This window comes from Achromobacter sp. HNDS-1 (assembly GCF_040084795.1).
Lineage (GTDB): Bacteria > Pseudomonadota > Gammaproteobacteria > Burkholderiales > Burkholderiaceae_B > Achromobacter > Achromobacter ruhlandii.
In genome coordinates this window covers 1,028,599-1,054,064 of record NZ_CP157584.1, presented here as the reverse complement: position 1 = coordinate 1,054,064, position 25,466 = coordinate 1,028,599, and the positions used below count along the sequence as shown (strand labels likewise).

13 protein-coding genes are annotated in these 25,466 nt (G+C 71.4%); 10 read left to right on the top strand and 3 right to left on the bottom strand.

Going from position 1 to position 25,466, the window contains the following annotated elements; genetic code table 11:
• Positions 1-9: 9 nt before the first annotated feature.
• Both ABFG95_RS04595 and ABFG95_RS04590 read right to left on the bottom strand, forming a co-directional pair.
• A complete protein-coding gene (locus tag ABFG95_RS04595; protein WP_054495475.1) occupies positions 10-1,713 on the bottom strand; it encodes a hydantoinase B/oxoprolinase family protein in 1,704 nt (567 codons plus the stop codon).
• Entirely contained in the window at positions 1,710-3,851 is a 2,142-nt protein-coding gene (locus tag ABFG95_RS04590; RefSeq protein WP_348995515.1) for a hydantoinase/oxoprolinase family protein, read from the bottom strand. The genes ABFG95_RS04595 and ABFG95_RS04590 overlap by 4 nt, the downstream gene beginning before the upstream one ends.
• Positions 3,852-4,078: 227 nt before the next feature.
• On the opposite strand from ABFG95_RS04590, the gene ABFG95_RS04585 reads away from it, so the two are divergent.
• From ABFG95_RS04585 to ABFG95_RS04560, 6 genes are all read left to right on the top strand, one after another.
• On the top strand, positions 4,079-5,716 hold the full coding sequence (locus tag ABFG95_RS04585; RefSeq protein ID WP_278989585.1) for an ABC transporter ATP-binding protein: 1,638 nt from the start codon (positions 4,079-4,081) through the stop codon (positions 5,714-5,716).
• Between the two features lie 467 nt (positions 5,717-6,183).
• Positions 6,184-7,140: a tripartite tricarboxylate transporter substrate binding protein gene (locus tag ABFG95_RS04580; RefSeq protein WP_348995514.1), complete on the top strand. Its 957-nt coding sequence runs from the start codon at positions 6,184-6,186 to the stop codon at positions 7,138-7,140.
• Positions 7,141-7,142: 2 nt separating this feature from the next.
• A complete protein-coding gene (locus tag ABFG95_RS04575; RefSeq protein ID WP_063570254.1) occupies positions 7,143-7,778 on the top strand; it encodes a glutathione S-transferase family protein in 636 nt (211 codons plus the stop codon).
• Between the two features lie 13 nt (positions 7,779-7,791).
• Positions 7,792-8,574, top strand: coding sequence for an aldolase (locus ABFG95_RS04570; protein ID WP_063570255.1), 783 nt, complete (start codon positions 7,792-7,794; stop codon positions 8,572-8,574).
• A 145-nt stretch (positions 8,575-8,719) separates the two neighbouring features.
• Entirely contained in the window at positions 8,720-9,274 is a 555-nt protein-coding gene (locus ABFG95_RS04565; protein ID WP_054417394.1) for an XRE family transcriptional regulator, read from the top strand.
• A 61-nt stretch (positions 9,275-9,335) separates the two neighbouring features.
• Entirely contained in the window at positions 9,336-9,656 is a 321-nt protein-coding gene (locus tag ABFG95_RS04560; protein WP_211485551.1) for a cupin domain-containing protein, read from the top strand.
• 69 nt (positions 9,657-9,725) lie between these two features.
• Here ABFG95_RS04560 and ABFG95_RS04555 read toward each other — a convergent pair whose 3' ends face one another.
• Positions 9,726-10,094: a hypothetical protein gene (locus ABFG95_RS04555; protein WP_175146416.1), complete on the bottom strand. Its 369-nt coding sequence runs from the start codon at positions 10,092-10,094 to the stop codon at positions 9,726-9,728.
• Positions 10,095-10,309: 215 nt separating this feature from the next.
• Between ABFG95_RS04555 and ABFG95_RS04550 the strand changes: the two genes are divergently transcribed.
• The 4 genes from ABFG95_RS04550 to ABFG95_RS04535 all read left to right on the top strand — a co-directional run bounded on the left by ABFG95_RS04550 (position 10,310) and on the right by ABFG95_RS04535 (position 25,327).
• Complete coding sequence (locus ABFG95_RS04550; RefSeq protein WP_348995513.1) at positions 10,310-11,005, top strand: STN domain-containing protein; 696 nt, start codon at positions 10,310-10,312, stop codon at positions 11,003-11,005.
• Positions 10,995-11,549 (top strand): RNA polymerase sigma factor, encoded by a 555-nt coding sequence (locus ABFG95_RS04545; protein WP_068979954.1) that lies wholly within the window; start codon positions 10,995-10,997, stop codon positions 11,547-11,549. Before ABFG95_RS04550 ends, ABFG95_RS04545 begins: the two co-directional genes overlap by 11 nt.
• The gene (locus ABFG95_RS04540; protein ID WP_348995512.1) at positions 11,540-12,538 is read left to right on the top strand and encodes a FecR domain-containing protein; all 999 of its coding nucleotides are present in this window, start codon (positions 11,540-11,542) and stop codon (positions 12,536-12,538) included. Before ABFG95_RS04545 ends, ABFG95_RS04540 begins: the two co-directional genes overlap by 10 nt.
• Positions 12,539-12,664: 126 nt before the next feature.
• Entirely contained in the window at positions 12,665-25,327 is a 12,663-nt protein-coding gene (locus tag ABFG95_RS04535) for a filamentous haemagglutinin family protein (protein WP_348995511.1), read from the top strand.
• Positions 25,328-25,466: the final 139 nt, after the last annotated feature.

Genomic DNA, 25,466 nt, shown 5'->3' with positions numbered 1-25,466 from the left:
ATAGAGCGGTCAGGCGGGCGCGCCGTCGTGCCGGTAGGCGCTGCCGGCCTGCTCCGCGCTGACCAGGCCGTAGCGCACGTCGCGCTCGACGCGCGCGGCGTCGCGGCGGGCCGGGTCGCCCAGTCCGCCGCCGCCCGGGGTGTGCACCACCAGGCGTTCGCCGGCCGGCACCAGCTGGCGGCCCTTGGCGCGCAGGCTCGGGCCGCTGGCCAGCCCCAGCGCGCCGCCGGCGCCGGCCTGCCCGCCCAGCGCGCCGCGGGCCGGATGCACCACGCGGTCGAAGGCGGCGGCGATGATCATGGCCGCGTGTGGATCGGCGTGGCGCACCACGATGGTCTGGCCCAGGCCGCCGCGCACCGTGCCCGGACCGCCGGAATCGGCGCGGTATTCCTTCTGTTCGAACACCAGCGGATTGGCGCTTTCCAGGATTTCCAGCGAGACGTTGCGCACGCCGCTGGGGTACGAGGTGACGGACAAGCCGTCCTTGCCGGGGCGCGCGCCGGTGCCGCCGGTGGAAAAGCTGACCGCGTTAAAGCGCGGTCCGGCCAGCAGCGCCTGCTGTTCCTCCTGCGTGGCGCCGGCCAGCGGTTCGCCGCCGACCAGATGCAGGTTCCACAGCGACGAGGCGCCCTCGGCCGGCACCTGGTCGGGCCGCGCCTGGCGCAGCGCGCCGAACACGGCGTCGGGCAGCAGCTGGCCGATGATGTGGCGCGCCGTTACCGCGGCCGGAAAGCGGGCGTTGAGGATCGAGCCTTCCGGCGCCGCCACCTCCACCAGCGACAGCGAGCCGGCGTTGTTGGGCACGTCCGCGCCGATCAGGCAGCGGATGCCGAACGAGGTATAGGCATCGGTGTACGCCTTGACCACGTTGATGCCGCGCGCCACGCTGGGCGAGCTGCCGGTGAAATCCACCAGGATCTTTCCCGCCGCCACGGTCACACTGGTCTGCAGCGTGATGGGCGCGTCATAGCCGTCGATCACCAGGGTGTTGTGCCAGGTGCCTTGCGGCCATTCGGCGATGGCCTGCCGCATGGCCTGCGCCGATTGTTCGATGATGTAGCCGCCGAGCGATTCCAGGTCCGCCAGCTGGAACTCGGCCAGCAACGACTTCAGGCGGCGCCCGCCGATGTCGTTGCAGGCCACCAGCGCGTACAGGTCGCCTTCGACCTGTTCCGGCTCGCGCACGTTGGCGCGGATGATGGCCAGCACGCCCGGGTCCACCTGGTGCTGGTGGAAGAAGCGCAGGATCGGCAGGAACAGGCCTTCGTGATAGACCTCCAGGCCGTCGGCGCTGCTGCCGATGCCGCCGATGTCGATCACGTGCAGGGTCGAGGCGAACAGCGCCACCAGGGCGCCGTCATGGAACACCGGCGACACCATGGTCATGTCGAACAGGTGGCCGGTGCCTTTCCACGGGTCGTTGGTCAGCAGCACGTCGCCGTCTTTCAGCGTTTCCGCCGGGAACACCTTGAGAAAGTGCTTGACCGATTCGGCCATGGCGTTGACGTGGCCGGGCGTGCCGGTGACGGCCTGCGCGATCATGCGGCCGTCGGGCAGGAACACGCCCGCCGACAGGTCGCCGGCTTCGCGCGTGGCGGTGCCGAAGGCCGAGCGGATCAGCACCTGGGCCTGTTCCTCCACCACCGACAGCAGCCGGTTCCAGGCCAGTTGAAAGCGGATGCGTTGCTGGGGCGTGTGTTGCGCGGTGCTCATGCGGGGTCCTTTGCGGCGCGCGCGGCGGCCGCCTTGATGTCGTCCAGCACCAGCGAACCCAGGCGGCTGCGCCGCGCCTCGAAGCCCGCGGGCACGAAAGTGGTGGTCTCGTCTTCCACGACGAGGGCGGGGCCGGTCAGCTTCTGCTCGGCGTCGAGCGCCTGGCGCTCGTAGGTCGGCACCTCGATCCAGTCATTGCGGTCGAAGTCGTACAGCTTGCGCGTGCCCGCCTGGCGCGCCGCCGTGGCCGGTCCGCTGGCGATGTGGTCGCGCGGCCGCGCGCGGCGCTCGCCGGCCTGCGCCGCCACCGACCAGCTGACGGTTTCGGGCGCCACGTGCGGCAGACTGCGGCCGTATAGCTGGGCGTAGCGCTCGGCGAAGGCCGCGCCCAGTCGGGCGCTGGCGGCGGCGTCGAAGGGGCCGTCCGGCAGGTCCACGGCAATCTCGTGACCCTGGCCGCTGTAGCGCATGAACACCACGCGCTTGTGATGCAGCGGCGCGGCGGGCGCGGCGCGCCGCACCACGGTGTCCACGCTGGCCGTCAGTTCGTCCAGCAGGCGCTGTACCGCCGCGTGGTCGACGTCCGCCAGCCGTTGGTGGAAGCTGCGTACCGCCTGGTAGGCGATCGGCGCCCACAGGAAACCCACGGCCGATCCCACGCCGGCCGATTCCGGGATGATGACGCGGCCGATGCCGAGCTTGCGCGCCAGGCCGGCGGCATGCAGCGGCGCGGCGCCGCCGAAGGCGATCAGGGTGTGTTCCTCGGCCGCCTTGCCCAACTCGGAGGCATGCACGCGCGCGGCGTTGGCCATGTTCTCGCTGACCACCTCGATGATGGCCTGGGCGGCCTGCGGCGCTTCCAGCCCGGCAGGGCGCGCCAGATGGGTCTCGATGGCATGGCGCGCGCGTTCGGGTTGCAGGCTGACCTTGCCGACGGCAAAGCGTTCCGGCGTGACGGTGCCGATCAGGGCATGGGCGTCGGTGACGGTCGGCAGCTCGCCGCCGTTGCCATAGGCGGCGGGTCCGGGCGACGAGCCGGCGCTGTCCGGGCCGACCTGCACCACGCCCAGGTGGTTGACGCGCGCGATCGAGCCGCCGCCGGCGCCGATCTCCACCATCTCGATCACCGGGATGCGGATCGGCAGGCCCGAGCCTTTCAAGTGGCGGTGCACGCGGCCGAATTCGAAGCTGCGGCTGACCTGTGGCTCGAAGTCGTCGATGTAGCAGATCTTGGCGGTGGTGCCGCCCATGTCGAACGACAGCGCGCGCGCCGCGCCCGTCTGTTCGGCGATGTGCTGGGCCAGGATCGCGCCGCCCGCCGGACCCGATTCGACCAGCCGCACGGGTTCATCGATGCCGGTCTGCAGCGTGGCGATGGCGCCGCCCGAGGTCATCAGGAACGGTTCGTCGCGCAGACCGCGCTGGCGCGCGGCCTGGTCGAGGCGGCGCAGATAGCCCGACACCTGCGGCTGCACGTAGGCATTGGCGCTGACGGTGGACAGGCGCGGGTACTCGCGGATCTCGGCGCAGACGTCCGAGGACAGCGACACCCACAGCCGTGGCGCGTGTTGCTTCAGCAGTTCGCGGATGCGGCGCTCGTGGCCCGGGTGGGCGTAGCTGTGCAGCAGGCACACCGCCACGCTTTCGATGCCGGCGCGGACCAGCTCGCCGGCCAGGGATACCACCTGCGCCTCGTCCAGCGGCGTCAGCACCTGGCCGTGGGCGTCGACGCGTTCGGTGACGCCGTAGCGCCAGGGGCGCGGCACCAGGGGTTCCGGCTTGTCCAGGAAAATATCGTACTGGGCAAAGCGGTCTTCCAGGCCGATCTCGACCAGGTCGCGAAAGCCCGCCGTTGTCAGCAGCGCGGTGCGGGCGCCCTTGCGCTCGATCAACGCGTTGGTGGCCAGCGTGGTGCCCAGGATCAACAGATCCACCTGGGGCCACGCCAGGCCCGCCTCGCCCAGCAGTTCTTCGATGCCTTGCAGCACGGCCGTCTCGGGCGCGTCGGGCGTGGTCAGCAGCTTGGCGGACCAGCGCCGCGGTTCTTGTTCGAGGACGATATCGGTAAAGGTGCCGCCTACGTCGACGGCAACGCGCACCGGCGCCGTCGAGGCGGACTCAGGGGGGGAGAGGGACATGTGGACTGGAGAGAAGAAAGCGGGGAGGTCACGCGGGGCGCCGCTGGGCGCGCTTTGCAAAACGTCGATCCTAAGCAGTCCGGGCGGTGGCCAGAAGGACGTTTTTCGCATGTCGATATGCGGATTCCGCGCCAGCCGGCGAAATGGCCGGCAACCCGGCAATCGGTGATTTGCTAATCGCCGATCTGTCGTTACCCGGGACGCCGCGCGGGCTTAGCATCGGCCCCATGACCGAACTATTGCGCATCCAGAACCTTACTGTCGATCTGCCGGCGGGCGCCGACCGGCGCCACGCCATCCATGATCTGTCGCTGTCCATCAAACCGGGCGAGATCGTCTGCGTCGTGGGTGAGAGCGGTTCGGGCAAGTCGCTGACCGCGGGCGCCATCCTGGGCCTGCTGCCGCAGGGCGTGCGCGCCAGCAGCGGGCAGGTGCTTTGGGAGGGCGAGGATCTGCTGCGGCTGTCGCCCGCGGCGATGCGCGGGTTGCGCGGCCAGCGTATCGGCATGATTTTCCAGGAGCCGATGACCGCGCTCAATCCGCTGCGCACCATCGGCGATCAGATCGGCGAGGTGTTCCGCACCCATACGCGCCTGGCTGGCGGCGAGATCCGCCAGCGCACGCTGGCGTTGCTGGACTCGGTGCGCCTGCCCGATCCGGCGCGGGCCCTGAGCGCCTATCCGCATGAATTGTCCGGGGGCCAGCGCCAGCGCGCCATGATCGCCATGGCGCTCGCGCTGGAGCCGGCGCTGCTGATTGCCGATGAGCCGACCACCGCGCTCGATGTCACCACGCAGGCGCAGATCCTGCGCCTTATACACGACCTGCAGCGGCGCAAGGGCACCGCGGTGCTTTTCATCACGCATGACTTCGGCGTGGTGGCCGAGATCGCCGACCGCGTCGCTGTCATGCAGCGCGGCGAACTGGTCGAAAGCGGACTGGCCGACGAGGTGCTTCGGCATCCTCGCCATCCCTACACGCGGGCATTGATCGCGGCGGTGCCGCCCCTGACGCCAGCGCCCGCGCGGCCGCAAGCCGAGGCGAAGGCGCCGGCCATCCTCACCACCTCGGCGCTATCGAAGGTCTATCGCAAGCGCGGCTGGTTTGGCCGGCCGGGGCGCGTCACGCATGCCTTGGACGGTGTCTCGCTGACCCTGCGCGAAGGTGACACGCTCGGCATCGTCGGCGAAAGCGGCTCCGGCAAATCCACGCTGGCGCGCACCTTGCTGGGATTGTTGCCGCCGGATTCGGGCGCCATTGCGCTGGGCGGCGAGCCGCTGGTGTTCAAGGGCGCCGGCGCGCGGCGCGCCCACGCGCGGCGGGTGCAGATGGTGTTCCAGGATCCTTACGGTTCGCTCAACCCGCGCCAGCGCGTGGGCGAGATCGTCGCGCGCGGGCCTATCGTGCATGGCATGCCGCGGCGCGAGGCGTGGGCACAGGCGCGCGAGCTTTTCGAACTGGTGGGTCTGTCGCCGGATGCGGTGAACCGCTATCCCCACGAGTTCTCGGGCGGCCAGCGCCAGCGGGTGGGACTGGCAAGGGCGCTGGCAATGCGGCCGCGGGTGCTGGTCGCCGACGAGCCGGTGTCGGCGTTGGACGTGTCGGTGCAGGCCCAGGTGCTGGCCCTGCTGGGCCGCCTGCGCGCGCAATTGGGGCTGTCGATCCTGTTCATTACCCACGATCTGCGCGTCGCGGCGCAGGTGTGCGACCACGTGGCCGTCATGAAGGACGGCAAGGTGGTGGAGGAGGGCCCGTGCGCCGAGGTGTTCGGCCAGCCCGCGCACGCCTACACCCGGGCGCTGCTGGCGGCGGTGCCGGGCCGGCGCTGGAATCCCGCCGAGGCCGCCGCGCTGCGGGCCGCTTAGCGGCCCTGGCCGCGCCAAGTCCGCAGCCAAGTCCGCAGGCATGCCTGACGGCGATTGTTCGCCACGCAAGACGACACCATTGCGTCTCTACGCGCGCGTCGCGCAAAAACCTCTCCAGCGTCGGCAGGCGGCAAGGGGATCGATGCGCTTATTCCAGTCCGTGCCAGGACGGCTCAAGCAAGGTGCCATAACCGGTAGTTCCGCCAACGTGCAAGCGGGTTGAGGTTCGACACCGCGGTTGTTCTGGCTTGGGCGCATCGCGCCAATTCGGCATCAGGTGTCTCCCGAACGGTTCGCGCAATGGCCGGCATGGCCGGCCAGAGCCATGAGGCGAACTTCAAAATAAGCGAACGTTATTCCCGCCCCTCAGGGATTCCCCCAGTCATATTCCTCTTGCGGAAAATCAATCCTCTATAGGACACTTTGTGTCATAGCCGCGATCCAGCGGCGGACACAAGGGGAATCCTATGAAGCGCATCATCATGGCCGCCGCCCTGGCGCTGGCCGCAAGCAGCGGCGCGCAGGCCGCGTTTCCGGATCATCCGATCCGGCTGGTGGTGCCGTTCGGCGCCGGCGGCATCACCGACATCGTGGCGCGCCAGGTGGGCAAGGGCATGGGCGACGCGCTCGGCCAGAGCGTCGTGGTGGAAAACCGGCCCGGCGCCGGTGGCGTGATCGCGGCGCAGGTGGCGGCGACGGCGCCGGCCGACGGGTATACGATTTTCATGGGCACGGTGGGCACGCAGGTGGTGAACCCGCTGATCTACGCCAAGCTCAGCTATGACCCCGACAAGTTCGCGCCGGTCGGGCTGGTGTCCGGCTCGCCCTATCTGCTGGCGGTGCGCGGCGATCTGCCGGCGGCGAATTTCGCGGACTTCGTGGCGTACGCCAAGGCGCATCCGGCCAAGCTGAATTTCGGTTCGGCGGGCACGGCCAGTTCGCCGCACCTGGGGCTGGAGCTGTTGAAACTGACGGCGGGCGTGGACATCGTGCACGTGCCGTTCAAGAGCGGCAGCGAGGCGGTCAACGCGGCCATCGGCGGCCAGGTGGACGTGGTGATGGACGCCAGTCCGGTGATCATGCCGCACGTGGCTTCGGGCAAGCTGCGCGCGCTGGCGGTGGCGGCGGACCAGCGCCTGCCGTCGGCGCCGCAGGTGCCGGCCGCGGGGGAGGCCGGCGACGCCGGGCTGCAGATCAGTTCCTGGAATGCGTTCTTCGCGCCGGCCGGCACGCCGCCGGCAGTGTTGGAAAAACTCAACGCGGCGCTGCGCCAGACGCTGGCCTCGCCCGAACTGAAGACGCGGCTGGCGGCGCAGGGCACGCAGCTCCATACCGGCGCGCCGGACGAGTACCAGCGCTTCATCGCGGCCGAAAAGAAGAAGTGGGCCGAGATCGTCAAGCGCGCCGATATCAGGATGGATTGAGCATGACGACGCATCCCCTGGCGGGACAGCCGCTGGAACTGGCCGACACGCTGCGTTCGGGCAATGCCTGGAAGATCCGGCTGGCCTGCGGCTACATGGGGCTGGCGCTGACGCGCCGCACCTTCGACATCGTGCAGGGCGACCTGGAGACCGAGGCCTTCGGCCGCATCAATCCGTGGCGCCAGGTGCCCGCGCTGCGCACGCCCGAAGGCGTGTGGCTGGCGGAGTCGCAGGCGATCCTGTGGTATCTGGGCCGGGGCACGCCGTGGCTGCCCGAGGGGCGGCTGGCGCAGGCGCAGGTGGCCAGCTGGCTGAGTTTCGAGCAGACCCAGCACATGCACGCCTTCGCGCAGCCGCGGCTGCTGATCCACCTGCGCGGCACGGCGCGGGTGGATGACCCGGCGATGGTGGAGTGGCGCCGCATCGGCATGCGCGCGGCGGCCTGGATGGAGGCGCATCTGGCGGGCCGCGCCTTCCTGGTGGGCGAGGCGCCGACCATCGCCGACATCGCGCTCTATCCCTACACCAGCATGGCGGAGCAGGGCGGCTACGACCTGTCCGCCTTTACCCACATCCACGCCTGGCTGGCGCGCATGCGCGCCCTGCCGGGCTTTACGCCGTTGTTGGAAACGGCATAGCGAGGAGTCAAAGATGGCCGATACGATGCACTTGGGCAAGGATGAACTGATCGCGCGCGCCAAGGCCGAGATGCAGCGCCAGTTCGACACGCCCGACTGGACGCTGCGCGAGCGCCTGGCGCTGACCTGCCGCATCCTGTTCGACGGCGGGCACGATTCGGGCCTGGCGGGCCAGATCACGGCGCGGGCGCCGGAACCCAACCGCTACTACACGCAGCGGTTGGGGCTGGGGTTCGACGAGATCACGGCCGGCAATCTGCTGCTGGTGGACGAAGACCTGCGGGTGCAGGAAGGCGGCGGCATGCCCAATCCGGCCAACCGCTTCCATTCCTGGATCTACCGGGCGCGGCCGGACGTCAACTGCATCATCCATACGCACCCGCTGCACGCGGCTTCGCTGTCGATGCTGGAGGTGCCGCTGGAGGTCTCGCACATGGACAACTGCCCGCTGTACGGCGACGTGGCGTTCCTGAAGGACTGGCCGGGCGTGCCGGTGGGCAACGAGGAAGGCGAGATCATCTCGGCGGCGCTGGGCGACAAGCGCGCCATCCTGCTGTCGCACCACGGCATGCTGGTGGCCGCGGGCACGGTGGAAGAGGCCTGCGTGCTGGCGCTGCAGTTCGAGCGCGCCGCCCGCATGCAGCTGCTGGCGATGGCGGCCGGCAAGATCCAGCCGATTCCGCCGGCGCTGGGGCATGAGGCGCACGACTGGATCCTGACGCCCAAGCGCTCGCAGGTGGGCTTTTCGTATTACGCGCGGCGCGCGCTGCGCCAGCATCCGGACGTGCTGGGTTAGCGACTGCCGCGGCCGCCGAAGGCGGCGGGGCTTGCGGCGAGGGCCCGCCGAATGGACGGGGCCAAGGGCATGGCGGGCGGGCCGGCTCGACGCGGGGGCGGCTTTCGGGCATGCTTATCGGTCGTTATCGCGACCTTTTCCGCCCATGATCGACCTGCCTCACCGCCTGCGCGCGCTGCGCCGCCAGCAATCCCTGTCCCTGGAACAGCTGGGCGAGCGCACGGGCCTGACCAAAAGCTACCTCTCCAAACTGGAGCGGGGCCTGAGCGAGCCTTCGATCTCGACCGTGCTGCGGCTGGCCGAGGCCTATGGCGTGGGCGTGTCGCAACTGGTGGGCGGCGACGGCGCGGCGCAGGACGAGGTCGTCAGCCTGGTGCGTGTGGCCGATCGCGAGGCGCTGCAACGGCGCGACCTGGGCAACGAATACCACTACGAGTCGCTGGCCGGGCGCCGCAAGGTCAAGGCCATGGAACCCTTCATCGTGCACCCGCCGCGTGAATTTCCCGACGCCGCCGCGGTCTTTCCGCATCCCGGCGAGGAATTCCTGCTGGTGCTCAAAGGCGCCATCGAGGTCCAGGTGGGCGAACGCGCGTTCCGCCTGGACGCCGGCGATTCCCTCTATTTCGATTCCGAACTGCCGCATCGCATGCGCACGGTCAGCCGCGGCGCGGCCGAGGTGCTGGTGGTGGCGGCGCATTGATTCCAAGGAAAATGCAGTGAAGCATGATCAATCGCGGCTGGTCCGCATCGATGCCGGCCCCATGAAGAATCCGGTGCCGGGCAAGCCCAAGCGTCCCATTTCGGGCGACGCGGCGTTCCGCACCGTGACCGCCTTCGAAGGCAATGGCGGCCGCGCCGAGGCCGGCGTGTGGGAAAGCACCGCCGGCAGTTTCCAGTCCAACACCACCGGCTACATCGAGTTCGGCTACATCGTCGAAGGCGCGGCGCGCCTGGTCGATCCGGACGGCACCGTGCATGAACTGACCGTGGGCGAGGCCTTCGTGATGCCGGAGGGCTATACCGGCCGCTGGGAAGTGGACCAGTTCGTCAAGAAGATCTATTTCATCAGCCGCACCGCCTGAAGCCCGCTGGACAATCGCCGCCACGGCTCGAACAGCGCCGTGGCATGCACGCGTGACGGCGCGCGCCCGTTACGGCGCGGGTCGCTGCGGGTAGGCCGAGGTGCCGAAGGTGTTGCCCATGCGGTTGCCGATGGTGGCGGGCGTGGGCAGGCCCATCTGGTTGGGCGGCCGCTGCGTGATCGCTTCCGAGCCGAGCGTGGGCGGCGGCTTGGGCGCGGCGTCGGGCGCCATTTTCTGGTTCAGGCAGTCATACGACAGGGCATGGTAGCCGTTGACCTCGGTGTCGATGCAGGCCCGGGCGGCGGGCTTGGCTGCCGGCTGGGCGGCCGGGGGCGCCGGCGTGGGCGTCGCCTGGGCGCCCGCCAGCAGGGGCGTTGCCGCCAGCGCCGCCAGCAACAGCAGGCTGGCGTGGCGCGAAGAGGGGCGATGTGTGCGCATGCGGGCTCCTTTGAAAAGGCCCGGCGGCCTGGGGCCGCCATGCCGTCAGTATAGGGACGGATGACGCCGCGCAGGTGACGATTGCGTGGCGGCCTGCCGTGACGCGGATGTGGCGTGTCACGATTGCGTCATTCGCGCGTCCTAGCATGGCGCCTTTCCTACGAGACGGGTGCGCGGGCGCCCGCGACAATGGCCATGCCTGGCATTTTTCCTCCATGTTGGCGTCGATGACCTTCGCCTGTCCGCCGGGCAGGGGCTGGATGCGGCACGCCTGCCTGGCGTTGGGGGTGTGGGCGTTGGCCGGCGCGAGCCGCGCCGAGGCGCCGCCGCGCGAGATGGCGTTCGCGATTGCCGCGCAGCCGCTGGACCAGGCGTTGGCGCAATACAGCCTGGACAGCGGCCTGACGGTGCTGGTCGACAGCGCCCTGACCGCCGGCCGCCATGCGCCCGCGGTGGTCGGCACCTATACCCCCGGGGACGCCTTGCGCAAGCTGCTGGCGGGATCGCCATTGGCGATCCGCTACGCCAGCGCGGATTCGTTCACGCTGGTGGCGGCGCCGCGCGAGCCGGCGGCCGCGCGGTCGGCTGCCGCGGCGCGGCTGCGCGACACGCCGTACGCGGCCGCGCTGCAAGGCGCGCTCAAGCGGGCGCTGTGCAAAGGGCAGGGCGCCGAGCCGGGCCGCTATCGCGCCCTGGTCAAGCTGTGGTTCGACAAGGCCTGGCGCGTCGACCGCGTGGATTGGGTATCGGATACCGGATCGGCGCCGCTGAATCGGCGGCTGGAGGTCGCGTTGCGCGGCGTGACGGCCGGACCGCTGCCGGGCGGCATGGCGCAGCCGGTGACGATCCTGCTGCAGGCGAGCGATGCGGATGATTGCGCCGCGCTGCGAGGGGCAAGCCATGCGGGATGACAAGCCGGCGGGTTCCCTGCGCGCCTTGTTCCTGGAGCGCTACAACGATTTTCGCAGCCAGCTCAAGCGCCGCCTGGGGTCGGACGACCTGGCGCACGACGCCATGCAGGAAGCCTTCCTGAAAGTGAACGACATGCCATCGAGCTCGTCGATCCAGCAGCCGGCGGCCTATCTGTTCCGCGTGGCGGTGAACATCGCCGAGGATCAGCGCCGCCGCGATTCGCGCCTGTTGACGGGGGTGGAGATCATCGAGCTGGTCGGCGCGACGGACGAGACGGAGGACCCCGCGCGCATCGCGCAGGGCCGCAGCCAGATCGATGCGTTTCGCCGCGCCCTGCGGCAGCTGCCGGAGCGGACCCAGCAGATGCTGCTGGCCGCCCGGGTGCACGATGTGCCGCATGCCGAGATCGCCCGGCGCTACGGCGTGTCCGAGCGCATCGTATCCAAGGAGCTCAAGCGCGCCTTGGCCCATTGCGGCAAGGCGCTGCAAGCGCAGGAAGGACCCGCGCGGGGCGCGGGCGAGGAAGACGAATCATGGCGCTGATGATGCTGCCGGGAAGGCGCGGGCGCGGACGGGCGTCGCACGACCACGATGCGCGCCATTGGTTGCTGACGCTGACCTCGGGCGACGCCACCGAAGCGGATGCGGAGGCGTTCCGCGCCTGGCTGCGAGCGGACCCGGGGCACGAGGCCGCCTTCGCCGAACAGAAGCAGCTGTGGCAGGCGCTGGGGCCGGCGGTGCGCGAAGAAGCGGCGGCGAGGGCCACGACGCGGCGTCCGTCGCGGTCGGGCCGGCGCGCGTTCCTGGGCGGCGCGGTGGCGGCATCGGCCGCCTATCTGGCGTGGCGGCCGCCGTTGGGGCTGTGGCCCGGGCTGGACGAGCTGGGCGCCGATTACCGCACGGCGACCGGCGAGCAGCGCCGGGTGGCGCTGGGGGATGCGCTGGAACTGGAACTGAACACGCAGACGCGCATCAATGTGCGGTCGGCGGCGGCTTCGGCGGGCGCGGTGATCGAGCTGGCCGCGGGCGAGGCCGAGGTCCGCGTCGGCCGGCAGGCCGATGCGAATCCCGCGCTGCCGGCGCCGGTGGCGCAGGTGGTGGCGGGGGCGGGACGGGTCTCGGCGCGCGAGGCGCTGTTCAACCTGCGCTATCTGGGCGGCGAGGCCAGCCTGTGTTGCCTGGCCGGCAGCGTGCAACTGGCGCACGCGCAGGGCACCTACGAGGTCGGCGCCGGCCAGGAGCTGCGCTACGACGACCGCCGGGTGATGCCGCCGGCGAAGGTGAATACCGAAGCCGTGACCGCCTGGCGGCGCGGCTGGCTGGTGTTCGACCGGGTGCCGCTGGCGGACGTCGTGGACGAGTTGAACCGCTATCGGCGCGGCCGGCTGGTGTTGCTCAACAGGCAGCTTGGCCAACGCCGGGTGCAGGCGCGCTTCGCGCTGGCGCAGGTGGCGGACGCCGAGCAGCTGATCCGCGACGCCTATGGGGCCGAGGTGACCCGGCTGCCGGGCGGCGTGGTGCTGCTGTCCTGAGCCGGCTGGCGCCGCGGCCCGGCGGGGTTCGTGAATTATTTATGACAGGGTTCTGGTCGGCATTTTTCCATCCGTCTGTCTTGTTCTAGGTGGCGAACACCGCGATTGGAATAAGGAAAGACGATCATGCAGGCACGGTTGGCGCAACGCGGCGGTAAGGCATTCATGGCGCGCAAGACGGGGCGCCGCCGTCCGGACTGGCGCCCGACGCCGCTGCGCCAGGCGCTGGCGGTGCTGCTGATCGCCGGCGGCTGGAGCGGCACGGCGCAGGCCCAGGCGCGGGCCTTCAGCCCCGGCTGGTTCGCCGACAAGAACGCGGTGCAGTCCACCGCGCAGCGCACCGGCCGCATGCCCGACGGCAGCCTGGCCGGCATTGGCAACAGCGCCCGCCAGCAGGCGCAATCGCGCCAGCAGCTGCAGCGCTCGCTGGACAACCTGAACCGCACCGCCGCGGCGGTGGCCGCGCAGCAGGCGGCGCAGGCGGCGGCGCGCGCGGCCGCGGCCGCCAACGGCACGGACGTGCCGGATGGACTGGCGCGCGGCGGCCTGTGGATCGCGGAGGGCGCGCAGGCCAAGTGGGAAGGCGCCAACAAGCCGACCACAGGCACTGACGGCGGCCGACAGCTGGTGACGATCGAGCAGACCCAATCGCGCGCCATCCTGAACTGGGACACCTTCAACGTTGGCCGCAACACCACGCTGCGGTTCAAGCAGGGCGCCGCCGACGCGGTGCTGAACCGGGTGGTGGGCGCGGCGGCCCGGCCCAGCCAGATCCAGGGCGCGATCCAGGCCGACGGCACGGTGATGGTGGTCAACCAGAACGGGGTGATCTTCAGCGGCACCAGCCAGGTCAACGCCCGCAACCTGGTGGTCGCGGCCGCCACCATCACGGATGCGCAGTTCCGCGACAAGGGCCTGTATGCCGACAATGGCGCCCAGCCGACGTTCCTGGGCGCCCTGGGCCGCGTCGAGGTGCAGGCCGGCGCGCGCATCGCGACCGCCGCGTCCACCACCTCGACCTCGGGCGGCGGCTACGTGCTGCTGCTGGGCAAGGAAGCGGCCAATGCCGGCACGATCGACACGCCGGGCGGACAGGCGTTGCTGGCGGCTGGCGACAGTTTCGTCATCAAGCGCGGCCAGGGCACGGCGGGCAACCTGCTGTCGACCACCAAGGGCAACGAGGTCACGCCGGCGGGCGTGCCCGGGCGGGTCGAGAACAGCGGCCTGATCCAGGCCGCCATGGGCGACGTGACCTTGACCGGCGGCGACGTGACGCAGCGCGGGGTGCTGCTGTCGAGCACGTCGGTGGATACGCGCGGCACCCTGCACCTGACCGCCGCCGGCGCGGACGGCAGGATCACCCTGGCCGAAGGCAGCGTCGCCGCGATCCTGCTGGACCACAGCGGCGCCCTGGCGCTGGACAGCCAGCGCGACGGCCTGCGCGCGCCGCCGGCGGCGACGACGTCTTCGCCGTGGCTGTCGGCCGGCGCCGACCGGCGCGAGCTGTCGCGGGTGGAGGTCAGCAGCAGCGGCACGGTGGATTTCGCGTCGGGTTCCATCACGCTGGCCACCGGCGGCCAGATCGCCGTGCAGGCGGCGCGGCGCAGCCTGCTGCGCGACGGCGCCATCCTGGACGTGGCGGGCGCGGTGGGCGTGCCGGTCGCCATGGAAAACAACAACCTCAAGATCAACGTACAGGGCAACGAGCAGCGCGACGCGCCGGTCAACCGTGAAAGCGGCAAGCTCAACAGCAATGACCTGTGGGTGGATATCCGCGACCTGGTGCTGGTGCCGGCCGGCACCAATGGCTACGCCACCGACCGCTGGTACACGGCTGGCGGGCTGCTGGAGGTCAGCGGCTATCTGGGCACGCAGGGGCATGCGGTCAACGAATGGATGGCGCAGGGCGGCAATGTCGAATTCACCGGCGGCGACGTGGTGACGCGCGCCGGCTCGCAGATCAACCTGTCCGGCGGCACGCTCGACGTGCAGGACGGCATGATCCGCCAGAGCTGGCTGCGCGGCGTGGACGGCAAGCTGTACGAGGCCTCGCGCGCGCCGGGCGACCTGGCCTACACCGGGCTGTACCAGGGCTACGAGGCGCGCAGCGAGCGTTGGGGCCAGACGCGCCGTTTCTACAACCCGCTGATTGCGCCGCTCGAACGCTTCGAGACCGGCTATACCGTGGGCCGTGATGCGGGCCGACTGCTGATCGGCACCCGCGCCGCGGTGCTGGAAGGGGAGTTGATCGGCACGACCTTCCAGGGGGATCGCCAGAATGCCGCCCCGCAGTCCGGCCTGGACGGCTACCAGCAATCGCAGCGGGCCGCGGCGCGTGGCGCGCAACTGGTGGTCGGCACTTATACGCCGTACTACAACAAGACGACCGGCGCGGTGCAGTACGCGCTGGGCCGCAGCGAGGACACGGTGCGGCAGGTGGTGTTGTCGGAGCGCGTGGCGGCCATTGCCGCCGGCCTGGAGCTGGGCGACGCGCTGCCCGCCGATCGAGGCGGCGCGCTGTTGCTGGATACCGCCCGCTTGAACGGCTTCGGGTTGGGCGCCGTTCGCATCGCCGCCCAGGACATCGCCGCGCAGTCCGATCTGGCGGTGGCGCCGGGCGGCGAGATCACGCTGTACGCGAACCGCGTGACGGTGGACGGCGCGCTGAGCGCGCGCGGCGGCAGTATCCGCCTGGGCAATGTGCTCAATCAGGTGACCTCGTCGGGCATGCTCGATACCTCCATCGGCGCCACGGCGTCCGACCGCCTGACGCTGGGCGCGGGCGGGCGGCTGGATACGTCGGGCCTGTGGACCAACCTGGCGCTGGCGCCGGGTCTGACCGGCGCCATGCCCTACCTGAATGGCGGCAGCGTGTCGCTGCGCGGCAGCGGCGACATCCTGCTGGAGAGCGGCAGCGTGATCGACGTCGGCTCGGGCGCGGCGTTGCGCGCCAAGGGCAAGCTGACCGGCGGTAAGGGCGGCAACGTCACGATCGAAACGGTGATGAGCGGCGCCGCCATGGGACGCCTGGACCTGGGCGCCGAACTGCGCGGCTACGGCGTGGACGGCGGCGGCACCCTGGCGGTGACGGCGGGCAAGGTGGCGCTGGGCGCGACGCCGGCGCAGGCCGGCGCCGACGTGCTGGCGTTGACAGCGCCGTTCTTCCAGCGCGGCTTTGCGCGCTACGAGATCATCGGCAGCCGTGGCGTGACCGTGGCCGACGGCGCCCGCATCGAGGTGTCGATGCCGGTATACCGGCCGGTCGCGCAGGCGGGCGGCATGCCCACCGGCGCCGAGGCCGCCACGGCGCTGCAAGCCTGGCTGCCGCCCGTCTATCTGCATGACGCGGTGGCGGGGACGGCGACGCGGCGGCGCGGCGCCAGTCTGTCGCTGCAGAGCGGGCGCACGCTCGGCCCGGTCGGCACGGACAGCGATACGACGCTGCTGATCGGCCAGGGGGCCCAGGTGGCGGTGGACCCGGGCCAGGCCATCACGTTGCGCGGCGCCGGCCAGATCACGGTGCTGGGCGGGCTGACGGCCGCGGGCGGCAAGATCGACATCCGGCAATTGCGCCTGGGCGACATCGATGTCGCCGACTCGGTCGAGACCGCGGATGGCCAGCTGCACAACCGTTCGATCTGGATCGGCGAGCGGGCGGTGCTGGACGTGGCCGGCCGGGCGCAGTCCGGCATCGATGAGCAGGGCCGCCGCTACGGCGTGGCGGATGCGGGCGGCGTGATCGTGATCGGCGGCGAAATCGACCATGCGCGCGCCACCGCGACCTCGTCGGACGCCTACGTGATCGTGCGGCCGGGCGCGGTGCTGGATGCCTCGGGCGCCGGCGTGGACGTGGACATCAACGGGGTCGGCCCGCTGCGGCTGGCGCGTGACGGCGGCCGCATTTCGCTCAGCTCGTATAACGGCCTGCACCTGGACGGCGCCTTCATCGCGCGCGCCGGCGGCGCCAGCGCCATGGGCGGCACGCTCGATGTCGCGCTGGAGACGCCGCTCTACCGCATCTGGGGCGATGGCGTCGCCGGCATGCCGGTGCAGGTGCCGCGCGAGCTGGTGCTGGCGCCGGGCGCGGGCGGCCTGCTGGATACGGCCCTGACGCCGGGCGCGGCGGCCGACGGCCTGCGCTACGGGCAGACAAGGCTGGACGCCGCGCGCCTGACGGCCGCGGGCGGCTTCGATCACCTGGGGCTGTTGGCCAACGGCCTGATGTCGTTCGACGGCGCGGTCGATGTGGCGGTGGCGGGCAGCATGCGGCTGTACGCCAGCGCCTATTCGCTGGCGCCGGACGCCGCCGCGCGGACCCGGGTCAACCTGGCGGCGCCCTATGTGCGGCTGTCCGGCCCGGGCACGTACTTCGCCACCAATGGCATGCTGCGGCCGCGGGTGCTGTTCGGCGATGCGCCCGATGTGGGGGCGGGGGTGTTCACGGTGCGCGCCGGCAGTCTGCTGGAGGTGGGCAACAGCCTGTCGTTCGGCACCCAGGGCAGCATCAACCGCAGCGTGGGCGGCCTGTTGACCGTGGCGCGCAGCGGCTTTGACCGGGTGGCGCTGAACAGCGGCGGCGACCTGCGCTTCCTGCGGCACAACGACGACCAGCCGCGCACGCGCCTGTGGACCCGGGGCGACCTCGACCTGACCGCCGCGCAGCTGTATCCGGTCACGGGGGCCGAGGCCGAACTGCTGGCCGGCTATACCCGCAATCCGCAGTCCGGCGTCAACGTTTTCGATCCGACCCGCACGCTGCGGGTGGGCCGCGCGGGCGACGCGGGCGCCGCGCTGCCGGCCGTGCCGTATTCGGCCTTCGGCACCTTGCGCCTGGCCGCGGCCAGCGTGGAGCAGGGCGGCGTGCTGCGCGCGCCGCTGGGCACGATCGTGCTGGGCGACCTGAGTTCAGCGGTCGGCGCGCAGCGCCTGACCTTGCTGCCCGGCAGCGTCACGTCCGTCAGCGGCGCCGGCCTGTGGATGCCGTATGGCGGCACCACCGATGGCGTGTCGTACAAATTCCAGGGCGCCGAGGTGGCCTTGCCGGGCGCCGGCGGCGCGGTCGGCCAGGGCCAGGGCGCGTCGCTGCGCACCGGCATCACGCTGGGGTTCCGCGACGTGGACGCGCTGCCGGGGTCCTTGCTGGACCTGTCGGGCGGCGGCGAACTGACCGGCGCGGGGTTCGTGTCCGGCCGTGGCGGTTCGACCGACGCGCGCTACTTTCCGCTGGTGCGCAACGATCCCAAGGGCGGCTTCACGCTGCCGGGGCTGGCCACCAATCCGGTGTACGCCATCGTGCCCGGCGCGCAGCCGGGCTATGCGCCGGCGGGCGGCGAGGCCGGCGCGTCGACGCCGGGCGTGGGGCGGCAGATCACGCTGGGCGACGGCGTTCCCGGCCTGCCGGCCGGCACCTATACCTTGATGCCTTCCACCTACGCCTTGCTGCCCGGCGCTTTTCGGGTCGAGATCAACGGCCAGGCGGCGGCCGGCGCGGCCATCGCGCCGCTGCGGATGCGCAACCTGTCGTGGGCCGCCAGCGGCGTACTGTCCACCGCCGGGGCCGGCGCGGCGGACCGCCTGGCGAGCCAGGTGATCCTGACGCCCGCGAACGTGCTGCGCACCTATTCGCAGTACAACGAAATGAGCTATGCCAGTTTCGTGCGGGCCGACGCGACGACGCGCGGCGTGCCGCGCGCCATGCTGCCGGCCGATGCGCGCACCCTGCGCCTGGCGATCCATGCCGGTTCGCAGGACGGGCAGGCGTTGCGCTTCGAGGGGCTGGCCAATTTCAATGGGGCGCCGGGCGGTTTCGGCGGCACCGCGGCGCTCAATGGCGGCAGTTCAAGTATCGAAATCCTGGCGGCGGGCCAGGCGCCGACCGCCGGCTTTGGCGGCGCGTCGGTGCATGCCGACGCCTTGGCCGCGCTGGGCGCCAGCCGCCTGGTGATCGGCGCGCTGCCGGTGGTGCTGTACGGGCAGGGCGGGCGCTTCTATACCTTCCAGGGCGGCGCCAACGAGGTGGTGATGCGGTCCGGCGCCCAGTTGGCGGCGCCGGAGGTGCTGATCTCGTCACGGGTGATCGAGATCGAGGCGGGCGCGGGCATTTCCACGCTCGGACGCGGCGCGCCGTCGGTGGACTCGACCGGCGGCTTTGCCTTCCAGCCCGGCAGCGCCGGCCTGCTGGCGCTATCCAATGGCCGCCTGGATGTGCTGGCCCCCGACAGCACGGTCACGGGCGCGATCCGCATCGGCACCTGCGCGACCGGCGCCTGCGAGGCGGTGACGCGGCTGTATTCCGAGGGCACCATCGCCGTCGCCACCAATGGCGTGTTCGATCTGGGCGAACAGGCGCGCTACGGCACCCGTAACCTGGCGCTGGCCGTCGGCACCGTCAATGTCGGCACTACCGAAGCGCTGCGGCAGGCCGCCGCGCGCGGCGTGCTGCCCAGCGGCCTGACGCTGAACCAGGCCATCCTGGCGCGCCTGTTGCGCGGCGATGCCAGCGCCGGGGCCCCGGCGCTCGAGATGCTGACGCTGACGGCGCGCGAAGCCGTGAATTTCTACGGCACCGTGGCGCTGGACACGCGCGACCCGGTCACCGGCGACTACCGCATGGCGACGCTGGCGCTGGGCACGCCGGCCCTCTATGGCTATGGCGAGGCCGGCGACGTGGCGTCGATCTACGCCCGCAATCTGGTCTGGAACGGCGCGGTGCAGGCACCCGGCGCGGTCGCGGCGGGCGGGGCCGGCACCGGCCGGGGGGCGCTGCGGATCGAGGCCGAGCGCATCGAGTTCGGCTACGGCCAGGGCGCGCAACCGAATGGCCTGGATGACAACGCCCGCTTGGCGCTGGGCTTTGCCGGCGTCACGCTGAACGCCAGCGACCGCATCACCGCGAACCATCGCGGCAGTCTGGCGGTGTACCAATCGCAAGGCGCCTATACCAGCGGCAGCGGCTATGCCTACAGCGGCGGCAATCTCACGCTCAACACCGCCTTGCTGACCGGCGCGGCGGGCTCGGTCAACCGCATCACGGCGGGCGGCGACGTGCGTGTGCTGGCCGCCGTGGGGGCGCCCGCGGCGCAGGACACGGTGCAGGCGCTGGGCGCGGAGCTGAGCCTGGCCGGCGCCAATGTCCGGGTCGACGGCGTGATCGCGCTGCCCAGCGGCAAGCTGACGCTGCAGGGCCGCGACAGCGTGCTGCTGGCGGACGGATCGAAGCTCGACCTGGCCGGTCGCGCCATCGCGTTCAATGACGTGCTGCGCTACAGCTGGGGTGGCGACCTGGTGCTGGAAAGCAGCCAGGGCGGCATCCGCCAGGAGAACGGGTCGCTGATCGACCTGTCGGCGCGCGACAACGACGCGGGCAACCTGCGCGCGGTGGCGCTGGCGGCCGCCGATGGCCAGGTGGCCTTGCTGGGCCGCATCCTGGGCAGCAGCTCGGGTCGTTACGACGCGGGCGGCACCGAGGTGCCGTATCGGGCGGGCAGTGTCGAGGTCCGCGCGCAGCGCCTCGGCGCGCCCGGCAATCTGAACGCCGACTTCGAGGCCCTGAACCACCGCCTGAACGAGGGCGGCGTGACGGGGGCGCGCAGCTTCCAGGTCAAGCAGGGCAGCCTGACGCTGGGCGACGCGCTGCGGGCCAACGATATCAACCTGTCGATCGACGGCGGCAGCCTGACCGTGGTCGGCCGGGTCGATGCCAGCGGCGAACGGGTCGGCCGCATCCGGCTGGCGGCGCGCGATGGCCTGACGCTGGCATCCAGCGCGGTGCTGGACGCGCACGGCACGGTATTGCGGGTGGACAGCTACGGCAGGATCATTGACGCGCCCAACCGCGCGGTGGTCGAGTTGAGCTCGGGCCAGGGCGTGCTGACGCTGGCGGGCGGCGCCCGCATCGACCTGCGCCATGGCACCGGGGCCACGCAGGGCGCCGCCGCCGGACAGCACGATGGCGCGGCGCGCGGCACGCTGGATCTCATGGCGCCGCGCATCGACGCCGCCGGCAATGCCGGGCTCAACGGCGACGGGGCGCCGGGGTCGGCCGCGACCTACGGCGACATCGCCATCGACGCGCGCGGCCCGCTCACGATCGACGGCGCCAAGGCCATCAACCTGACCGCCATGCAGCGCTATGACGACGCCCGCCCGGGCGATCCGGCCGATCGCGCCGGCGGCCGTGAATACCAGATCATCGACCAGGCCTACCTGGAGGCCAAGCACGCGGACAGCCGGGAATTCATCCGCCTTGCCCTGCTCAACGGCAATCTGCTGAACGGCAAGCTGGCGGGCCTGAACAACGCGACCTACCGCGACGTGTTCCATCTGCGTCCCGGCGTGGAAATCGTCAGCCGCACCGCCGACGGCGACCTGGTGGTGCAGGGCGACCTGGACCTGTCGCGCTATCGCTACGCCAGCCTGAATCCGCGATCGCAGATGACCTCGGCCTACGGCTCGGGCGAGGCGGGCGCGCTGATCCTGCGGGCCAAGGGCAACCTGGACGTCTACGGCAGCATCAACGACGGCTTCGCGCCGCCGCCGGCATCGCCGGACGATGAGAGCGGCTGGGTCCTGACCCCCGGCGCGCAGCCCTTCGGCGGCGACGTGGTGCTGCCGCGCGGCGGGGTGCAACTGGCCGACGGCACGGAGTTCCCGGGCGGCAAGACCCTGAACTACCCTTTGCCGCTGCAGGCCACCACGCTGGCGGCCGGCACCCGGCTGCCCGTGGAAGCGGTGCTGGACCAGCCGCTGTCGCTGGCCGCCGGTACGGTGCTGTCGGGCGACGTGCGCGACGCCGGCGGGCAACTGCTGTACGCCGCGGGCACGGTCCTGGAGCACGCGCTCGACCTGCCGGCGCAGACCCGCCTGGGCCCCGGCACCTTGCTGACCCGTGGCACGGCCCTGAAAGCATTCACCTGGCCGGCCAACGTGGCCCTGCCGAATCGGTACACCACCCAGGCCTACGAGGCCAACGTGTTGCTGATGGCGGGCACCATCACGCTGCAGCAGGGGGCGTTGATTCCCTCGCAGACCAAGCTGGTGTTCCCGGAGGGCACGGATTACGTGGAGCTGCGGCCGGGCACCGCGGCGGACCAGCGGCGCAACTGGGCGCTGGCCAGGATGCTGCCCGCCGGCAGCCAGTCGTGGTCCGTGCAGCTGACGGCGGGCGCGGACCTGGACGCGGCCGACCGGCGCCAGGTGCTGCCCGGGCCGGGCGCGGGCAAGCTGACGCTGGCCGACACGCATTACAACGCCACCCTGGTGAAGGGGGCCGGCCTGGTGTGGGGGCCGGACGGGGCATCGTCGGGCTTCGAGCCCGGCAAGCCGGTGCCGGACGACATGCTGTGGCTGTGCGACGTGGTGGAGGGCCTGTGCCTGCCGCCGCCGCGCTGGGTCTGGGCCAAGGACAACTGGTGGGGCCAGCCCGAAGGTTCGCCGGTGGCCGACGCGGACCTGGCGACCTGCGAGGCATTCCCGGACCAGTGCGTCGAGAACAAGCAGACCACCACCGTCGCCACGCACACGCAGAACTTCAGCGTGCTGCGCACCGGCACCGGCGACCTGGACCTGGCTGCCGGCGGCGACATCAACCTGATGTCGGCCTATGGCGTCTACACGGCCGGCACGCAATCGGCCAACGTGGCGCCGGCCTACCAGCTGCCGCGCGGCCGCTACGGCAGCACAGTGCTGGGTGACGCCTACGCCAGCAACTACGAACCCTTTGTCGCCGCTGGCGCCGGCTATCAGGCCTGGTATCCCGAAGCGGGCGGCAACTTCAGCCTGTACGCTGGCGGCGCGCTGCGCGGGGACGTCTGGGGCAAGACCGTGGCCGGCAACTACGACGGGCGCGTGATCGACCCCAGTGTCGGCATCGGCAACTGGCTCTGGCGCCAGGGCAGCGGCAGCGCCAATGGCGGCGACACGCCCACGGCATGGTGGATCAACTTCGGCAGCTATGCGCCGGCGCGGCCCGAGTTCAAGGATTCGACGCCCGTGCTGGTGGGCTTCACCGGCTTCGGCGCGCTGGGCGGCGGCAACGTCAGCGTGCGCACGGACGGCGATGCTGGCAACATCGAGTCGCGCGGATCGATCGCCTATCCGCGCGGCCAGGGGCTGGTCGTCGCCGTGGGCGGCACCGGCCGCGTCGCGGCCGATGGCAGCGTGGTGCTGACGGGCGGCGGCGATATCGACATGCGCATCGGCGGCGCCCTCAATCCGACGCAGAGCGCGCGCGGACGGGTGTCGTCCACCGGGGGGGCGACGCCGTACTACGGCGATCCCGCGATCGACCTGCAGGGCGCCCTGATCAACCTGCGCGGCAACGTCAGGCTGACGGGCGGCGCGGTCGGCGGCCTGGATCTGCAATACGGCAATAATGCATCGCTGCAGGACGCCAAGGACAGCCGCGGCTACGATCCCTACACCGCCACCCTGGCCAGCGCTACGGGCGGCCTGGCGCTGATCCCTGGCGACGCGGTGATCCGCCTGGATACACGCGGCGATCTGGTGGTTGGCGGGGCCAGCGATCCGGGCCGCGTGGCCGTGCCGAACAGCACGCCGTTCCGGCTGCGCGACGGCACGCAGGTGACGGGAGGCGGCACTACCTGGTTCTCGCTCTGGACCGACAACACCGCGATCACCCTGTCGAGCGCGGGCGGCAACCTGACGCCCAGCCGGCAGACGTCGCACAGCGCCAAGGGCATGGCGTTGCAGACCGGGCTAAATACCTCGGCGTCGGACGCGCGCTATCTCTATCCGTCGATCCTGCGCGCGACGGCCTACGATGGCAGTATCTATGCGGGGGTGTCGGCGGGCTATCTGAACACGGAAGACACCAGCCTGCCGTATTCGTTGACGTTGGCGCCGGGCGCGCGCGGGCTGCTGGAATTGCTGGCGGGCGACTCGATCTACGCGGGCGGTTACGCCATCAATCGCTCGGGCGCCGATCCCGCCAGCGTGGCCAGTGTTCGCACGCCCGCCTTTGCCGGCTATGCCTCGCAGGCCAGCCAGGCGCCTGTCCTGAGCAACCGGGGCTCGATCGGCGGCCTCCTGGAGCGCGATCTGCATTTCCCGCTGTTCTATTTCGGCACGCCGACCGCAAGCGCAGCAGGCTCGGGCGCGGTGACCCGGCTGTATGCCCGCGATGGCGACATCGTCGGGTTGCGCAGCGGTGAAACGCTGACCGTGCTCAAGGGCGACAGCCAGGGCCAGACCTGGTTTGAGGCGGCGGGGCCGGTCTGGATGATGGCCGGGCGCGATATCGTCGCGTCGGGCACCGGGCCGGGCGTGCAGCTCGACGTGCCGTCGAGCAACGGCTACAACCTGGGCAGCGGCGGGGGCGCGTGGGTGGGATCGAGCGGCAACCTGTTCCTGCACCGCGATGCGCGCGAGGTTTCCCGGGTGTCCGCCGGCCGCGACATTCTCTACAGCTCGTTCCAGGTGGCCGGCCCCGGCGCGCTGGAAGTGTCTGCGGGCCGGCAGGTGCTCATGGCCGACCAGGCCTCGATCACCAGCCTGGGCGCGGTGATGCCCGGCGACCGCCGTCCCGGCGCATCGATCGCCGTGCTGGCGGGCGTCGGCGCGGCCGGGCCGGACTATGCGGGATTCCTGGCGCGTTACCTGGATACGCGGGCCGCGGATCCGGGCCGGCCGCTGACGGACCAGGGCGTGGCGTTCAAGACCTATCAGGCGGAACTGTTGCTGTGGTTGACGCAGCACCATGATTTCGCCGGCAGCGTGGACGACGCGCGCGCCTATTTCAACGCGCTGCCCGCCGAGCAGCGCAACCTCTTCGCGCGCCAGGTGTACTTTGCCGAGCTGCGCGCCGGCGGCCGCGAATACAACGACAAGTCCAGCGCCCGCTACGGCAGCTACCTGCGCGGCCGCCAGGCCATTGCCGCGCTGTTCCCGGACACCGCGCCCGGGGCCTACCAGGGCGATATCACGCTGTATGGCGGCGCCGGCATCCGCAGCACTTTCGGCGGCGACATCCAGTTGCTGACGCCGGGCGGGCAGCAGGTGTTCGGCCTGGAAGGGGCCGCGCCGCCGGCCAGCGCCGGCATCATCACCCAGGGCGAGGGCAGCATCCAGCTCTACGCGCTGGGCAGCATCCTGCTGGGGCAGAGCCGGGTCATGACCACTTTCGGCGGCGGCATCACCGCCTGGTCGGCGCAAGGCGACATCAACGCCGGCCGTGGCGCCAAGACGACCGTGCTGTACGCCCCGCCCAAGCGCGTCTACGACACGGTCGGCAATGTGACGCTGTCGCCCAATGCGCCCGGCACCGGCGCGGGCATCGCGACGCTGGCGCCGCTGCCGGAGGTGCCGGCCGGCGACGTCGATCTGTATGCGCCGTTGGGCACCATCGACGCGGGCGAAGCCGGCATCCGGGTGTCGGGCAACGTCAACATCGCGGCCTTGCAGGTGGTGAACGCCGCCAACATCCAGGCCCAGGGCGAGAGCAAGGGGGTGCCGGTGACGGCGTCGGTCAATACCGGCGCGATGTCCTCGGCCAGCGCCGCGGCGGCCTCGGCGGTGGGGGCGGCGCAGGAGTCGGCGCAGCGCGCCCAGAGCCAGGCGCGGCAGAACCAGCCGTCGGTGATCAGCGTGCAGATCCTGGGGTATGGCGAGGAGCCGGTGGCCGGCGCCAGCATGGCGCCGCCGCCGGGGCCGACCGCGGCCGCGAACCGCTATGACGCGGCCAGCGCCGTGCAGGTGCTGGGCGCCGGCGCGCTGGACGACAGCGAGATGCGGCAACTGAGCGCGCAGGAGCGGGGCAAGCTGGCGATGTGAGCCGCGCCGGGGGGGCGTGACGCGTGCGTGACGGTTGCCTGCCCGATGGCCGGCAACTGTCACGAGCGCGTCACCCGACCGTCATATCCGCTCGCTACCATGCCGCTTCCGCCCTGCCTCCGGCCACCACCGGGGCGCA

What these genes read in the sequence shown, in the direction of transcription:
- ABFG95_RS04580 (WP_348995514.1), top strand. Translation starts at nt 6,184, where the DNA reads ATGAAGCGCATCATCATGGCCGCCGCCCTGGCGCTGGCCGCAAGCAGC.
- ABFG95_RS04595 (WP_054495475.1), bottom strand. Translation starts at nt 1,713, where the DNA reads ATGAGCACCGCGCAACACACGCCCCAGCAACGCATCCGCTTTCAACTG.
- ABFG95_RS04550 (WP_348995513.1), top strand. Translation starts at nt 10,310, where the DNA reads ATGTTGGCGTCGATGACCTTCGCCTGTCCGCCGGGCAGGGGCTGGATG.
- ABFG95_RS04585 (WP_278989585.1), top strand. Translation starts at nt 4,079, where the DNA reads ATGACCGAACTATTGCGCATCCAGAACCTTACTGTCGATCTGCCGGCG.
- ABFG95_RS04560 (WP_211485551.1), top strand. Translation starts at nt 9,336, where the DNA reads ATGAAGAATCCGGTGCCGGGCAAGCCCAAGCGTCCCATTTCGGGCGAC.
- ABFG95_RS04565 (WP_054417394.1), top strand. Translation starts at nt 8,720, where the DNA reads ATGATCGACCTGCCTCACCGCCTGCGCGCGCTGCGCCGCCAGCAATCC.
- ABFG95_RS04590 (WP_348995515.1), bottom strand. Translation starts at nt 3,851, where the DNA reads ATGTCCCTCTCCCCCCCTGAGTCCGCCTCGACGGCGCCGGTGCGCGTT.
- ABFG95_RS04535 (WP_348995511.1), top strand. Translation starts at nt 12,665, where the DNA reads ATGCAGGCACGGTTGGCGCAACGCGGCGGTAAGGCATTCATGGCGCGC.
- ABFG95_RS04540 (WP_348995512.1), top strand. Translation starts at nt 11,540, where the DNA reads ATGGCGCTGATGATGCTGCCGGGAAGGCGCGGGCGCGGACGGGCGTCG.
- ABFG95_RS04555 (WP_175146416.1), bottom strand. Translation starts at nt 10,094, where the DNA reads ATGCGCACACATCGCCCCTCTTCGCGCCACGCCAGCCTGCTGTTGCTG.
- ABFG95_RS04545 (WP_068979954.1), top strand. Translation starts at nt 10,995, where the DNA reads ATGCGGGATGACAAGCCGGCGGGTTCCCTGCGCGCCTTGTTCCTGGAG.
- ABFG95_RS04570 (WP_063570255.1), top strand. Translation starts at nt 7,792, where the DNA reads ATGGCCGATACGATGCACTTGGGCAAGGATGAACTGATCGCGCGCGCC.
- ABFG95_RS04575 (WP_063570254.1), top strand. Translation starts at nt 7,143, where the DNA reads ATGACGACGCATCCCCTGGCGGGACAGCCGCTGGAACTGGCCGACACG.